Here is a 14759-nt window from a genome sequence, read left to right as displayed (position 1 = left end):
GACTGCGGACGCAGCGAAGACGAGTTTTGCTAATTTATTCATGTTTCTCCTCTCGGTTGAGATATCCGCAGATTAACTGCGCAACTAATATACGACATCAAAAATTGGATAGTACCACGTGGTTCAGGCCGTTACGTGTGGCGTTGACCACACGCAATGAACTTGACCACCATTCTGCCACAGGCTTCAAGCGCTAGCGAAGGATGCCAAATGATCCAGCTCAGGTTTTGCCTGCTTCGTTGTTTTCATACAACATAGCATTATGAAAACACCACCACGGGCGACATATTACATCGGCGTAAGAAAACTATCTATTTTATTTTAATTCGATTGCAATTTTATTACGACTCGACGATTTGGGCTCAGGCAACTGATGAGTTCTTTGCGATTCAGTTTGTTGCCGCAATTCAATATCGGTTCGGATGCGCCGGCGCCGACAATCTCGATTTTGTTGCTGATGCCTTTGCTCTTCAAATAACCCGCGACATTGGCAGCGCGCTGTTTTGACAATTTTTGGTTATATTTCTCTGAGCCAAGACGATCGGTATGCCCGGTTACTAATATATAGGCCGTGTTTGTGCAGCTGCTTAACTTGGCAATCACCTGCTGGTCGATGCGCTGCTTGGCCGTACTGCTCAATGTTGCTTTGCCGAAACTGAAATTTTGATCGCTCGCCAGCGTTGCGCTGACATTGCATTGCGCGGCGGCAATTTCCGGGGCGCTTTCATTGTTGGCGATCATTGGGTTTGCAACCAGAGCCGGTGCGCTAGCTTTCATTACCGGCGCTACCAGGGCGCCGTCGCAACCGGTGACAGCGTCATTCTGTTCCCAATAACCGGAGCGCCAGCACAAACCATCTTGACTACGCACAATTGGACCGCGTCCATCTTGCAAGTAAGCACTGTTTCCAGGGGCGGCCTGGACATCGGTGGTTTGGGCGAAACCTAGATTGGGTGCAGAGCCGAGGGCCGAGCCTAACGATAGGCAGAGCGCAATTGAATAACGCATAAATTATTTCCTGATAGAAATGGTAGCAGCGGGATTGTTTTTAAGATCACCTGACCTGATTACCGGGCAAGGCGGCATTTAAACATATTTTTCCGGCAGGCAGATTTCCAGTCGTAGCGCTCAGGATCTCATCCGTCCCTGAAAAGGCGGAACAGGCCTCCCCGCGTGCTAAAATCACACGTCTTATGGCTATCATTCCGGGCAGCATCAGGCTAATGCCGATATTCCTGTTTTGAATGGTGGCCTTAGTAATGGAGGGCAGAGTATTGGAGAAATCCGCCACGCTGTATTGGTCACGACTCTGGCCACAATTGCTGTTCTTTGCAACTTAACCGTTTTGTCTGATTAGTTGAGGACAGAGTAATTCGCCACACTGCGGTGGCTCTTAAACTCTGTCCCGCAATTAGAAAAATTAAAGACTCGCCGACTCGCTAATGGATCAATTCGCTAAAGAAACAATCCCAATTTCCCTCGAAGAAGAGATGCGCAAGAGCTACCTCGATTACGCGATGAGCGTGATCGTCGGCCGTGCGCTGCCGGATGTGCGCGACGGCCTCAAGCCGGTGCATCGCCGGGTTTTGTTCGCAATGCATGAAATGAACAATGTCTGGAATCGCCCGTTCGTGAAATGCGCGCGCGTGGTGGGTGAGACCATGGGTAAATATCACCCGCATGGCGACGCTTCGATCTATGACACGCTGGTGCGCATGGCGCAACCGTTTTCGCTGCGCTACATGCTGGTCGACGGCCAGGGTAACTTCGGTTCGATCGACGGCGACGGCGCGGCAGCGATGCGTTACACCGAGTGCCGCCTGGACAAGATCGCCGGTGAACTGCTGGCCGACCTGGACAAGGAAACCGTCGATTTCGTGCCGAACTACGACGGCAAGGAAAAAGAACCGTCGGTACTGCCGACGCGTATCCCGAACCTGCTGATCAACGGTTCGTCCGGGATCGCGGTCGGCATGGCGACCAATATCCCGCCGCACAACCTGACCGAAGTGATCGACGGCGCCTTGCACGTGCTGCGCAATGCCGATTGCACGATCGACGAGCTGATCGAAATCATCCCGGCGCCGGATTTCCCGACCGCCGGCATCATCTACGGCGTGTCCGGCGTGCGCGATGGTTATCGCACCGGCCGCGGCCGTGTGGTGATGCGCGCCAAGACCCACTTCGAAGAATTCGGACGTGAAGGCCGCACCGCGATCATCATCGATGAACTGCCGTACCAGGTAAACAAGAAGGCATTGCTGGAGCGTATCGCCGAACTGGTGCGCGACAAGAAGCTGGAAGGCATCTCCGATCTGCGCGACGAGTCGGACAAGTCCGGCATGCGCGTGGTGATCGAGCTCAAGCGCGGCGAAGTCGCGGAAGTGGTGCTGAACAATCTGTACAAGCAAACGCAACTGCAAGACACCTTCGGCATGAACATGGTGGCGCTGGTGGACGGCCAGCCAAAACTGCTGAACCTGAAGCAGATGCTGGAATGCTTCCTGTCGCATCGCCGCGAAGTCGTGACACGGCGTACCGTGTTCGAACTGCGCAAGGCGCGCGAACGCGGCCACGTGCTGGAAGGTCTGGCGGTTGCGCTGGCCAATATCGACGATTTTATCGCCCTCATCAAAGCCGCGCCGACACCGCCGGTAGCGAAATCGGAGCTGATGGCGCGTGCCTGGGATTCGTCCATGGTGCGCGAAATGCTGGCCCGTACCGGCGATGAAAACATCGGTGGCATCGAGTCTTTCCGCCCCGAGAATCTGCCTAAGCATTACGGTATCCAAAGCGACGGTTTGTACAAGCTGTCGGACGACCAGGCGCAGGAAATCCTGCAGATGCGTTTGCAACGTTTGACCGGTCTGGAACAAGACAAGATCGTCAATGAATACAAAGACGTGATGGCGCAGATCGCCGACTTGCTGGATATTCTGGCCAAGCCGGAACGCGTCACCGTCATCATCACTGACGAGATGACTGCGGCCAAAAACGAATACGGCATCGGCAACAAGGATGAGCGTCGTTCGCAGATCGAATTGAATCCTACCGATCTCGGCACCGAAGATTTGATCACGCCGCAAGACATGGTGGTGACCTTGTCGCATACCGGTTACATGAAATCGCAACCGGTCTCCGAATATCGTGCGCAAAAACGCGGCGGCCGCGGCAAGCAAGCGATGGCCACCAAGGACGACGACTGGATCGATCAGCTGTTCGTCGGCAATACCCACGATTACATTTTGTGCTTCAGCAATCGCGGCCGTTTGTACTGGCTGAAAATCTGGGAAGTGCCGCAAGGCTCGCGCAACTCGCGCGGCAAGCCTATCGTCAATATGTTCCCGCTGCAGGATGGCGAGAAGATTACCGTGGTGTTGCCATTGTCCGGCGCCAACCGTAGCTTCCCTGAAGACCGTTATGTCTTCATGTCGACTAGCCTGGGCACCGTCAAGAAGACGCCGCTGTCGGATTTCAGCAATCCACGCAAGGCCGGCATCATCGCGGTCGACCTGGATGAGGGCGATTTTCTGATTGGTGCTGCACTGACCGACGGCCAGCACGACGTGATGCTGTTCTCGGATTCGGGCAAGGCTGTGCGCTTTGACGAAAACGATGTGCGTCCGATGGGCCGTACCGCACGCGGTGTGCGTGGCATGAACCTGGAAGAAGGCCAACAGGTAATCGCCTTGCTGGTCGCCGAAAACGAACAGCAATCAGTGTTGACCGCAACTGAAAACGGCTATGGCAAACGGACGCCAATCACCGAGTACACCCGCCATGGCCGCGGCACCAAGGGCATGATCGCGATCCAGACCAGCGAGCGTAACGGCAAGGTAGTTGCCGCGACCTTGGTTGAGCCTAGCGATGAAATCATCCTGATCACCACCGGCGGCGTACTGATCCGTACCCGGGTTGCCGAGATCCGTGAAATGGGTCGCGCTACGCAAGGTGTGACGCTGATCGCGGTTGAAGACGGCACCAAGCTGAGCGGTTTGCAGCGCGTGGTTGAGTCTGATGCCGAGGTGGAAGTTGAAGCCGAAGCCGAAGCCGGGGGCGAGGCCGATGTTGGCGGCAACACCGAAGAAGGTGGGGCTACCGACGCCGCAGCTGAATAAAAAGAGTACCGCGTCCCGGCTTGCAAGCCGGGACGCGCAAGGTTTTGAGTTTAAACACTAGTAACAACACCGTAACGCCATCTGTTGGTTCGTAGTCAATCTCGGTTTTTTATCTGACGATATTCATCATGCCTATCTATAATTTTTCTGCTGGTCCCGCTGTGTTACCGAACGAGGTGTTGCAGCAAGCTGCCGCCGAAATGCTGGATTGGCAGGGCAGCGGCATGTCCGTGATGGAAATGAGTCATCGTGGCAAAGAGTTCATGTCGATTCTGGCAGCAGCACAGCACGATTTCCGCGAGTTGTTTGCGGTCCCAGCCAATTACAAACTGTTGTTCATGCAAGGCGGTGCGATTGCCGAGAACGCGATTATTCCGCTCAACCTGCTTGGCCGCAACGGCCGGGCTCAGCCGGCAACCAGCGATTACATCAATACTGGTTCCTGGTCGACCAAGTCGCTGAAAGAAGCGCGGCGCTATGGCAACGTCAATGTCGCCGCCTCTTCCGAGGACAGTCACTTCGCACAAATTCCTGAGCGCGATAGCTGGCAGCTCTCCAAAGACCCGGCTTACGTTCATATCTGCAGCAATGAAACCATTGACGGCGTCGAATATCAGTTCACGCCCGACATTGCCGCTGAAACCAATAATGCACCGCTGGTGGCCGATATGTCGTCGCACATTCTGTCGCGCGTGGTGGATGTATCCAAATACGGTGTGATCTACGGCGGTGCGCAAAAGAATATCGGCCCGGCTGGATTGACCTTGGTGGTGGTGCGTGAAGATTTGCTTGGCCATGCCTTGCCGGCTTGCCCTTCCGCATTCAACTGGAAAATCGTGGCCGACAACGATTCGATGTACAACACGCCGCCGACCTATGCGATCTATATCGCCGGCCTGGTGTTCCAATGGCTAAAAAAACAGGGCGGCGTCGCCGTGATGGAGCAGCGCAATATCGCCAAGGCAGCGCTGCTGTATGACTATCTGGATTCCACCGATTTCTATCGGACCAAAATCGCCCGCAACAGCCGCTCGCGCATGAACGTGCCTTTTTTCCTCGCGGATGAAGCATTGAACGAAGCGTTCCTGGAAGGCGCCAAAGAAAGCGGTTTGTTGCAATTGAAGGGCCATAAGTCGGTCGGCGGCATGCGCGCCTCGATTTACAACGCGATGCCTGTGGCCGGTGTGCAAGCCTTGGTGGCGTACATGAAAGAATTTGAAAAGCGGCGCGGTTAGCCTTAGCGATGATTTGCTTAGCCAAGTAAGAGAACCAGAGATAGAAATACAGTTAACATGAGCGAAGATAAACTCCTCCCCCTGCGTCAGCAGATCGATGCGATTGACGCGGAAATCCTGGCCTTGCTGAATCGTCGTGCACAAATTGCGCAGGAAGTCGGTCACGTCAAGGCTGAGACCAATGCGCCGGTGTTCCGCCCTGAGCGCGAGGCGCAAGTCTTGCTCAAGGTTGCCGAGCGCAATCCCGGACCATTGCAAGGCAGCGACGTGCAAACCATTTTCCGCGAAGTGATGTCGGCCTGCCGCGCTCTTGAAAAGCGCGTCACGGTAGCCTATCTTGGCCCGGCTGGCACTTTTAGCGAGCAAGCGGTGTACCAGCAATTCGGTCATGCGGTAGAAGGTCTGGCCTGCGTGTCGATTGATGAAGTGTTCCGCGCAGCAGAAGCCGGCACCGCGGATTTCGGCGTAGTACCGATTGAAAATTCATCCGAAGGCGTGATCAATCGTACGCTCGATTTACTGTTGCAAACCACGCTCAACATCAGTGGTGAAGTATCGATTCCGGTGCATCACAGCCTGATGAGCAAGGATGGCAGTATGGATGCCGTGACCCGCATTTGCGCTCACTCGCAAGCGCTGGCGCAATGCAACGCCTGGCTCAATCAGCATTACCCGAATATTGAACGGCAAGCGGTCGCTTCCAATGCGGAAGCGGCGCGCATGGCCAGCGAAAATGCCACGGTGGCGGGGATTGCCGGCGAGATCGCCGCGCAAAAATACGATTTGCAAATCGTCAGCGCTCATATCCAGGATGACCCGCATAATCGCACCCGTTTTGCCGTAATCGGCCGCCTGAAAAACGGCGCCAGCGGCAAGGACCAGACTTCGCTGGTGTTGTCGGTAGCGAACAAGGCCGGCGCGGTATACAAGTTGCTGGCGCCGCTCGCCAAGCACGGCGTTTCGATGACGCGTTTCGAGTCGCGGCCGGCGCGCATGGGTTCATGGGAATATTATTTCTATGTCGACGTCGAGGGCCATGCGGAAGACGACAAGGTAGCCAAGGCGCTGGCGGAGTTGCAGCAAAACGCCGCGTTCTACAAGCTGCTGGGATCGTATCCGCGCAGTTTTTAAGATGGCGTGTAAATCAATATTACGCAATATCTCATCGCAGTATCTCGTATGAATAATTTGTTCTGAAAGCAGACAATGTCAATTAAATTTGGTCCAGAGTATGTACGCGCTATCGCCCCATATCAAGGCGGCAAGCCGATTGCCGAAGTGGCGCGCGAGTTTGGCCTGGACGAAGCCAGGATCATCAAGCTGGCATCCAATGAAAACCCGCTAGGCATGCCCGAATCAGCGCGTTTGGCGATGCAAAAAGCAGTGGCCGATATCGGCCGTTATCCAGACGCCAACGGTTTTGAATTGAAAGCCGCGATTACCGCCAAGTACGACGTGCCGGCAGAGTGGATTACGCTTGGCAACGGCAGCAACGATATCCTTGAATTGGCCACCCACGCTTTTGTGCAAGCCGGGCAAGCCGCGATGTATGCGGAGTACTCTTTTGTAGTGTATGCGCTGGCAACCCAAGCCGTCGGCGCCCGCGCCATCGTGGTCAAGGCCAAGGATTACGGCCATGATCTGGAAGCGATGGCGGCCGCCATTACCGATGATACCAAGCTGATCTTCATCGCCAATCCGAATAATCCTACCGGTAGCTTCGTACCGGCGGCCGAGCTTGAGGCTTTCCTGGCGCGCGTGCCGCCGCAGGTGGTGGTGGTGCTGGACGAGGCGTACAACGAATACCTGGCGCCAGAGCTACAGTACGATTCGATTGCCTGGGTCCGCAAATATCCCAACTTGCTGGTGTCGCGCACCATGTCGAAAGCCTACGGTCTGGCCGGCTTGCGCATCGGCTTCGGCATCGCGCAACCGGTGATCACCGATTTGCTGAACCGGATCCGCCAGCCGTTTAACGTCAATTCCTTGGCGCAGGCAGCCGCAGTGGCGGCCTTGAACGATACTGCTTTTCTGCAGCGTAGCGCGCAACTGAATCGTGACGGATATAAGCAACTGACACAGACCTTCGATGAAATGGGTTTGGAATATGTGCCATCGTTCGGTAACTTCGTCATGGTCAAAGTCGGCGCGGATGAAGCTGCCGGCGAGCGTGTCAATCTGGCGTTGCTGAAGCAGGGCATTATTGTGCGTCCGGTCGCCAACTATGGCTTGCCGCAGTGGTTGCGCGTCACCGTCGGTTTGCCAAATGAAAACGCGGCCTTCATCGATGCTCTGAAAAAACTGCTGAGCTGACGCTGACGCGCTGACGTCTTAAAACTCTAGCTTCGACTAATTTTTATTAAAGCTTCATTCGTGTTCAAGAAAATCGCAATATTTGGTGTAGGACTGATCGGCGGTTCTTTTGCCCTGGCGTTGAAAAAGGCCGGCGCGGTGGAGCAACTGGTCGGAGTCGGCCGTCAGCTCTCGACCTTGCAGCGCGCCCAGGAATTGGGAGTTATCGACAGCATCGCCGCCACGGTGGCTGAGGCTGTCGCCGGCGCTGACCTGATCCTGATCGCGGCGCCGGTGGCGCAGACCGGCGCTATCCTGGCCAGCATCCAGCCACATCTGCAAGTCGGCACTATCGTTACCGACGCCGGCAGCACCAAATCCGACGTGGTGCTGGCTGCGCGCACCGCGCTGGGCGACAAGATCGCCCAGTTTGTGCCCGGGCATCCGATTGCCGGTCGCGAACAGAATGGCCCCGAGGCAGCGCTGGCCGATCTGTATGTCGGCAAAAAAGTGGTGCTGACGCCGCTGCCGGAAAATGCCGAGCAGGATATCGCCAGGGTCGCCGCCGCATGGCAGCAGTGCGGCGCGCTGATACATCGCCTCTCGGCGCAGCAGCACGATGCCGTGTTTGCCGCGGTCAGCCATTTGCCGCATGTGCTGGCGTATGCCTTGGTGGACGATATTGCCAACAAACCGCATGCCGACTCGCTATTTCAATACGCCGCCAGCGGCTTTCGCGATTTCACGCGGATCGCCGGTTCATCACCGGAAATGTGGCGCGATATTTCATTGGCAAACCGGAGCGCCTTGCTGGGCGAGCTGGATGCTTACCTGCTGCAACTGACGCGCTTGCGCGGCTTGCTGGCGGCTGGCGACGGCCCTGCGCTGGAAGCCATCTACAGCAATGCGCAACAGGCCAGGCACAACTGGATCAGCGCCATCGAGGCGGCAGAACAACAGAATAAAGAAGGTGGCAATTAATATGACTTCACAACGCAAGCAACACTATCCCAAGTACATCGATTTGCATCCGGTAGCGAGGGTGCAAGGGACAGTCCGGCTACCCGGCTCCAAGAGCATTTCCAACCGCACCTTGCTGCTGGCGGCGCTGGCCAACGGCAGCACCGAGATTCTTGATTTGCTGGCGTCCGACGATACCTTGGTCATGTTGATGGCGCTCAAGCAGTTGGGCGTGGTTTGGGAGCAGGCGGAAGGCACGCAGACTTATACAGTGCAGGGCAGCGGCGGCAGTTTTCCGGTGCATCAGGCCGATCTGTTCATGGGCAACGCTGGCACCGCCATCCGCCCGCTGACTGCGGCCCTGGCGGCAATGGGCGGCGACTATACGCTGCACGGCGTGGCGCGCATGCACGAGCGGCCGATCGGCGATCTGGTCGATGCCTTGAATGCCGTCGGCACCCGGATTGCTTATACCGGCGTTGCCGGTTATCCGCCATTGCATATCCAGCGTGGCCAGTTGCATACCCAGCGCATGCAGGTGCGCGGCAACGTCTCGAGCCAGTTCCTGACCGCCTTGCTGATGGCGGCGCCGTTGATGGCCAAGCATGAAGCCGTGACGATAGAAGTGATCGGCGAATTGATTTCCAAGCCCTACATTGAAATCACCCTGAACCTGATGCAGCGTTTCGGCGTGACAGTCGAGCGCAATGGTTGGCAATCGTTCACGGTCGCTGCCGGCCAGCAATACCAAAGTCCCAAGATCATCCATGTTGAGGGCGACGCTTCGTCGGCTTCTTATTTCCTGGCGGCCGGTGCGATTGCCGGCGGCCCGTTGCGGGTCGAAGGCGTCGGCAAAAACAGCATCCAGGGCGATGTCCGTTTTATCGAAGCCTTGCAGCAGATGGGAGCCACTATCACAATGGGCGACAACTGGATTGAATCATCGTCGAGTGGGGTATTAAAAGCTATCGACGCCGATTTCAACCATATCCCCGACGCCGCGATGACGATTGCAGTCGCTGCGCTCTACGCCGACGGCCCCAGCACCTTGCGCAATATCGCCAGCTGGCGTGTCAAGGAAACCGACCGCCTCAGCGCCATGGCAACCGAGTTGCGCAAACTGGGCGCGACGATTGAAGAGGGCAGCGATTACCTGCGCGTGACGCCGCCGTCGCAACTGCAAGCGGCGACTATCGATACCTATGACGACCATCGCATGGCGATGTGTTTTTCGCTGGCTGCGCTGGACGGCGCTGCGTTGCGCGGCACTACGGTGCGCATCAATGATCCGCAATGCGTGGCCAAGACTTTCCCCGATTATTTCACTGTCTTCGCGCAAATCGCCGAACAGACTTTATTGTAAGGCGGCGGGCCGCGCATGAATTTGACACTTGCCGATGTGCGCGACGTGTTGCACCAGGCAACCTACGATCGCGGTCAGGAGTACGTCCGCCAGCGGCGCGTGCTGGCTGTCGAACAGGATGGCGACGTCCTCAATGCGACGGTTCAAGGCAGCGGCAGCAACATCTATCAACAGGAAATCACGCTATCCGTATTTCGCGATACGCCTGACATCGATAGTGTCTGCTCCTGTCCGGTCGGATCCAATTGCAAGCACGTGGCAGCGGCCTTGATTGAATATCTGCAGCGGCCAGCCAGCGATCAGCCGGCGATCCCTGCCGGAGAACCGTCACTGCCGCAACCGGCCGTGACGGTAAAGCGCGCGGCCGCGCCAAAATCCCAGGTGACGCCAGTGCTGGCACGGCCGATGGAGGCCTGGCTGACACGGGTTGAAAGCGAAATCGCAACGCTCGGATCGGCGCCGGCACAGTCGTCCGGATTGCGCCAGAAAGCCGCCACGCATCAGCTGTTGTTTGTCCTGTCCGCTGCTTATAACGGTAAGAAAGCCGTACTGCATTTATGCAAGGCGCAGCAGCGTCCGAACGGCCAGTTTCTGTCAGCGCAGCCGGTGACGGATGTGCCGCGCTTGCTGTCCGATCCCGCCGTATTGTTGCGCCCGGAAGATCGTGATCTGATTGGTTTGTTCGTTGCTCAAAATGATGGCAACCATGCGCAGCACGCGGCCTGTGAATTGAGTGGCAAGCTTGGCGCGCAACTGCTGCACGCTTTATTGCAGCAGCAGCGTTTGTTATGGGCCAATTCCCTGGCCGATCTGGCCAAGGGCACCGCCTATCCTTTACAGCTTGCCGCTACGCGTCGTGCCAGCCTGGCCTGGTATGAGGCGGTGGACGACAGCCGCGACGTTGTGCGCGATATGTGGCAACTAGGCTGGCAATTCGAAGCGGAACACGAGACCGGTAGCGGGAACGATAGCGGGACAAAATCCAGCCATGCACGGAAGAATCTCGATTACCTGTTGCCGACCGAGCCGCCTTGGTATGTGGATAATCTATCGTGTGGAGAATTGCTGCTGCCGCATCGCAACACCAGTATTTCCAGCAAGGCGCTCAACGATCTGGTGCTACAAGCTCCCTTGCTGGATCCTGACGATCGTCTGGCCGTCGCCCAGCAATTGCTGAGCCAAGGTTTGAACGATGTGATTCCGTTCCCGCCGCAAGTGCCGCAGACGATTCGCAAGAATATTGCACCGCAGCCTTTGCTGGTCCTGGGGAGTCTGCCCAGCGTCAGCAATCCGCTGATGCAGGATTTTGCCGAACTGCATTTTCGTTACGACGGTGAAATCGTCTCGACCCAATTTACGCCGACGCTGAGCCGCAACACGCCGGCGGGCATCGAACAGATCGTGCGTGACCAGGAAGCCGAGGCAGCTCTCAAGCAAGTGTTGATGGCGCTCGGCATGCAGCCTCTGCAGGGCACGCAACATCCCCTGGCGATGATGCCTGGCATGTTCATGCAGCCGGACCAGGCGTCCTGGCTGCGCTTTGCCAAAGAGGGTTTGCCAAGCCTGATAGCGCAAGGCTGGCAGATCGACAAGCGTGCCGAATACCGTTTTGATGTGGTTGCGGTCGAAGACTGGTATGCAGAGATTGAGGAGGCGGCGGACGAGATTGGCAACCAATCAGCCAGCACCTCGTTCGAGCTTGAGTTAGGGATCGTGGTCAATCGCCAGCGGGTGCCCCTGCTGCCTTTGCTGGTCGATTTGATCCGCCAGGCTCCCCAGGATTTCGATCCGCGCAACATGGCCCAGCGTGACGATCAGGACGAGTTGCTGGTGCGCTTGTCCGACGGTGTTCATGTCGCCATGCCCTGGGGCCGGATCAAGCCGATCCTGAACACTTTGGGTGAATTGTATTTTGCGGAAAAATCGGATGGCCCGGTGCGTTTGTCCACGCTCGACGCCGCCCGCCTCGCGGAGTTGGACGCGGGCGCCAAGTTGCGTTGGGTGGGCGGCGATCGTCTGCGCAGCATGGGACAGAAACTCAATACCTTTGGCGGTATCCAGAAAATTACGCCACCGCCCGGCCTGCAAGCGACATTACGTGATTATCAGCTGGACGGCCTGGCCTGGATGCAGTTTCTGCGCGAATACGATCTGGCCGGCATCCTGGCCGACGATATGGGCTTGGGCAAGACGGTACAGACCCTGGCGCATATCCTGGTTGAGAAACAAAGCGGGCGCCTGACTGCGCCGGCGCTGGTGATCGCACCCACCAGCTTGATGGATAACTGGCAGCAGGAAGCGCTGCGCTTTGCGCCCGAACTGCGAGTGCTGGTGCTGCAGGGAAAACAGCGGCTGGAACAGTTCGAGCAGATCGCCCAGTTCGACCTGGTGCTGACCACGTATGCCTTGCTGCCGCGCGATGAAGAACGCTGGCGCCAGCATGCCTTCCATTTATTGATTCTGGATGAGGCGCATTACATCAAGAATCCTCGTTCCAAGGTGGCGCAAAGCGCGGCCTTGTTGAATGCACGCCATCGCCTCTGCCTCACCGGCACGCCGGTGGAAAATCATCTGGGTGAGTTGTGGGCGCAGTTTCATTTCTTGCTGCCGGGTTTGCTGGGCGATGAAAAAACCTTCAACCGCGATTTCCGGCAGCCGATCGAGAAGCAGGGCGACGCTACCCGACGCGCGTTATTAGGCCGCCGTATCAAGCCCTTTTTGCTGCGCAGGACCAAAGACAAGGTAGCCAAGGAGCTGCCGCCGAAAACCGAGATGCTGCGGTCGGTGACACTGAGCGGCGCACAACGCGATCTGTACGAAAACGTCCGTCTGGTGATGGATAAAAAGGTGCGCGAAGAAGTCGCCAAGAAAGGCGTCGCGCGCAGCCATATCGTGATCCTCGAAGCGTTGCTGAAGTTGCGCCAGGCTTGCTGCGATCCGCGTTTGCTCAAAACTGAATCCCCCGCAGCCGAAGCCGCGCAGGCCGAGCTGCCGTCAGCCAAGTTGCTTGAGTTGTTGGAAATGCTGGAAGAGTTGCGCCAGGAAGGCCGGCGGATTCTCGTATTTTCGCAATTTACCAGTATGCTGACGCTGATTGCTGCCGAACTGCGGCAGCGCGATATCGGCTATGCCTTGCTGACCGGCGCCACCCTGGACCGGGCTGAGGCGGTGCGCAGCTTCCAGGACGGCGAGGTGCCGGTGTTCCTGATCAGCCTGAAGGCCGGCGGCGTCGGCCTCAACCTGACCGCGGCGGACACCGTGATTCACTACGATCCTTGGTGGAATCCTGCGGCAGAAAGCCAGGCTACCGACAGGGCCTGGCGCATCGGCCAGGACAAGCCGGTATTCGTCTATAAATTGATCGCCAAGGGCACGGTAGAGGAAAGCATTCAGTTGCTGCAGCAAAAGAAAGCTGATCTGGCACAGGCAATGCTTTCTCCCGAAGGCGAAACCCAGAGTATCGGATTGACGCAAGACGATTTGCAGGCAATTTTTGCGCCTTTGTCAGAGCAATAGTCAGAGCAATAGTCAGAGTAATAACTAGCGTAAGTGCCAGCTGCATTTCACACGAGCAATAATTTTAATCGCATTAATTTTAATAATATCCATCGAATATTCCTATGCCTAATCCCCACATCCCTGTCATCACCATTGATGGCCCAACGGCATCCGGTAAAGGCACAGTGGCGCAGAAAGTTGCGCAACACTTGGGTTTTCATTATCTCGATTCCGGCGCTTTGTATCGGCTGACGGCCTTGTCGGTGATGCGGCGCGCTACGCCGCTGGACGATGAGCATGCCTTGGCCAAGGCTGCCGAGCATTTGCATTGCCATTTCAACGGCGCGCATATTTTCCTGGCGAACGAGGATGTGTCGAATGAGATCCGGGCCGAAGCAGTGGGAAACCTGGCTTCGAAGATTGCCGCCATACCAACAGTCAGGCAAGCCTTGTTTGGCTTGCAGTTAAGTTTTCGGCAACATCCCGGGCTGGTTGCCGACGGCCGCGATATGGGTACGGTGATTTTTCCGCACGCCGGTTTGAAAGTATTTTTGACGGCCAGCGTCGAGGCCAGGGCCGAACGGCGCTATAAGCAATTGATTGACAAGGGTTTTTCTGCTAATATGGAAGACCTCTCAAAGGATTTGACGGAGCGTGATGCGCGCGATAGCAACCGCAGCTCGGCACCGTTGAAGGCCGCGGAAGGGGCGTATTTGCTGGATACTTCTGCAATGACTGTCGATCAGGCGGTCGAACAAGTACTCCACTGGTACGCTGCAACCAAGCCAATCTGATTGAGTAGTGTGAGAGGTGTTTAAGTCTCAAACATGAATTAACACGTTGTTTTTTTGTTGTATCTTGGTGTTCGGTCTGACGCAAAGTCTGGCCGGACGTTGAAAAACCTAACCCTTTATTGACCGCATCCTAGTAAGTACCTTGCGCGGCAATACTGGCCAACTAGTCAAAACTATGTCCATCACTGTTCTGTCCCCTGCATCTGCCGGCGCTAATGAATTCGCCGCGCTGTTTGAAGAATCGCTGTCACGTCAAGACATGCGTTCTGGTGAAGTGATTTCTGCTGAAGTCGTGCGCCTTGACCATAACTTCGTTATCGTCAACGCTGGCCTCAAGTCGGAAGCCTTCATTCCAATTGAAGAATTTAAAAATGACAACGGCGAACTCGAAGTAGCTGTCGGCGATTTCATCTCCGTCGCTATCGAATCGCTGGAAAACGGTTTCGGCGACACCATCCTGTCGCGCGACAAGGCCAAGCGTCTGGCATCGTGGCTCTCG

General features: G+C 56.5%; 10 protein-coding genes. 9 read left to right on the top strand and 1 reads right to left on the bottom strand.

All coding sequences use genetic code 11. The features are described 5' to 3' along the window. Positions 1 to 321: 321 nt before the first annotated feature. Positions 322 to 1008, bottom strand: a complete 687-nt coding sequence (locus VNZ60_RS23950) for an OmpA family protein (RefSeq protein ID WP_325663711.1) — start codon at positions 1006 to 1008, stop codon at positions 322 to 324. 434 nt (positions 1009 to 1442) lie between these two features. Here VNZ60_RS23950 and gyrA point away from each other — a divergent pair, with 434 nt between their 5' ends. The 9 genes from gyrA to VNZ60_RS23905 all read left to right on the top strand — a co-directional run. Continuing rightward, a complete protein-coding gene (gene gyrA, locus VNZ60_RS23945) occupies positions 1443 to 4118 on the top strand; it encodes a DNA gyrase subunit A (RefSeq protein ID WP_325663710.1) in 2676 nt (891 codons plus the stop codon). 128 nt (positions 4119 to 4246) lie between these two features. After that, on the top strand, positions 4247 to 5353 hold the full coding sequence (gene serC, locus VNZ60_RS23940) for a 3-phosphoserine/phosphohydroxythreonine transaminase (protein WP_325663708.1): 1107 nt from the start codon (positions 4247 to 4249) through the stop codon (positions 5351 to 5353). A gap of 57 nt (positions 5354 to 5410) precedes the next feature. After that, positions 5411 to 6484 (top strand): prephenate dehydratase, encoded by a 1074-nt coding sequence (gene pheA / locus VNZ60_RS23935; RefSeq protein ID WP_325663706.1) that lies wholly within the window; start codon positions 5411 to 5413, stop codon positions 6482 to 6484. A gap of 75 nt (positions 6485 to 6559) precedes the next feature. Continuing rightward, the gene (gene hisC / locus VNZ60_RS23930) at positions 6560 to 7666 is read left to right on the top strand and encodes a histidinol-phosphate transaminase (protein WP_325663704.1); all 1107 of its coding nucleotides are present in this window, start codon (positions 6560 to 6562) and stop codon (positions 7664 to 7666) included. Between the two features lie 60 nt (positions 7667 to 7726). Continuing rightward, positions 7727 to 8626 carry a prephenate dehydrogenase gene (locus VNZ60_RS23925; protein ID WP_325663702.1) on the top strand — a complete coding sequence of 300 codons (900 nt, stop codon included), beginning with the start codon at positions 7727 to 7729 and terminating at the stop codon, positions 8624 to 8626. A 1-nt stretch (position 8627) separates the two neighbouring features. Next, positions 8628 to 9968 carry a 3-phosphoshikimate 1-carboxyvinyltransferase gene (gene aroA / locus VNZ60_RS23920; RefSeq protein ID WP_325663700.1) on the top strand — a complete coding sequence of 447 codons (1341 nt, stop codon included), beginning with the start codon at positions 8628 to 8630 and terminating at the stop codon, positions 9966 to 9968. A 15-nt stretch (positions 9969 to 9983) separates the two neighbouring features. Continuing rightward, complete coding sequence (locus tag VNZ60_RS23915; protein ID WP_325663698.1) at positions 9984 to 13484, top strand: DEAD/DEAH box helicase; 3501 nt, start codon at positions 9984 to 9986, stop codon at positions 13482 to 13484. A 104-nt stretch (positions 13485 to 13588) separates the two neighbouring features. After that, positions 13589 to 14260: a (d)CMP kinase gene (cmk, locus tag VNZ60_RS23910; RefSeq protein WP_325663696.1), complete on the top strand. Its 672-nt coding sequence runs from the start codon at positions 13589 to 13591 to the stop codon at positions 14258 to 14260. 175 nt (positions 14261 to 14435) lie between these two features. Beyond that, positions 14436 to 14759 (top strand): S1 RNA-binding domain-containing protein (locus VNZ60_RS23905; protein ID WP_325663713.1); only part of this gene is annotated, 324 nt, incomplete at its 3' end.

The sequence above is a fragment of the Collimonas sp. genome, from assembly GCF_035566375.1.
Taxonomy (GTDB): domain Bacteria; phylum Pseudomonadota; class Gammaproteobacteria; order Burkholderiales; family Burkholderiaceae_D; genus Collimonas.
This window is presented reverse-complemented; position numbering and strand designations above follow the sequence as displayed.

Bases quoted from the DNA above. Each gene is read 5' to 3' on its own strand.
- VNZ60_RS23950 (WP_325663711.1), bottom strand. From the start codon at position 1,008: ATGCGTTATTCAATTGCGCTCTGCCTATCGTTAGGCTCGGCCCTCGGC.
- gyrA (WP_325663710.1), top strand. From the start codon at position 1,443: ATGGATCAATTCGCTAAAGAAACAATCCCAATTTCCCTCGAAGAAGAG.
- serC (WP_325663708.1), top strand. From the start codon at position 4,247: ATGCCTATCTATAATTTTTCTGCTGGTCCCGCTGTGTTACCGAACGAG.
- pheA (WP_325663706.1), top strand. From the start codon at position 5,411: ATGAGCGAAGATAAACTCCTCCCCCTGCGTCAGCAGATCGATGCGATT.
- hisC (WP_325663704.1), top strand. From the start codon at position 6,560: ATGTCAATTAAATTTGGTCCAGAGTATGTACGCGCTATCGCCCCATAT.
- aroA (WP_325663700.1), top strand. From the start codon at position 8,628: ATGACTTCACAACGCAAGCAACACTATCCCAAGTACATCGATTTGCAT.
- VNZ60_RS23915 (WP_325663698.1), top strand. From the start codon at position 9,984: ATGAATTTGACACTTGCCGATGTGCGCGACGTGTTGCACCAGGCAACC.
- cmk (WP_325663696.1), top strand. From the start codon at position 13,589: ATGCCTAATCCCCACATCCCTGTCATCACCATTGATGGCCCAACGGCA.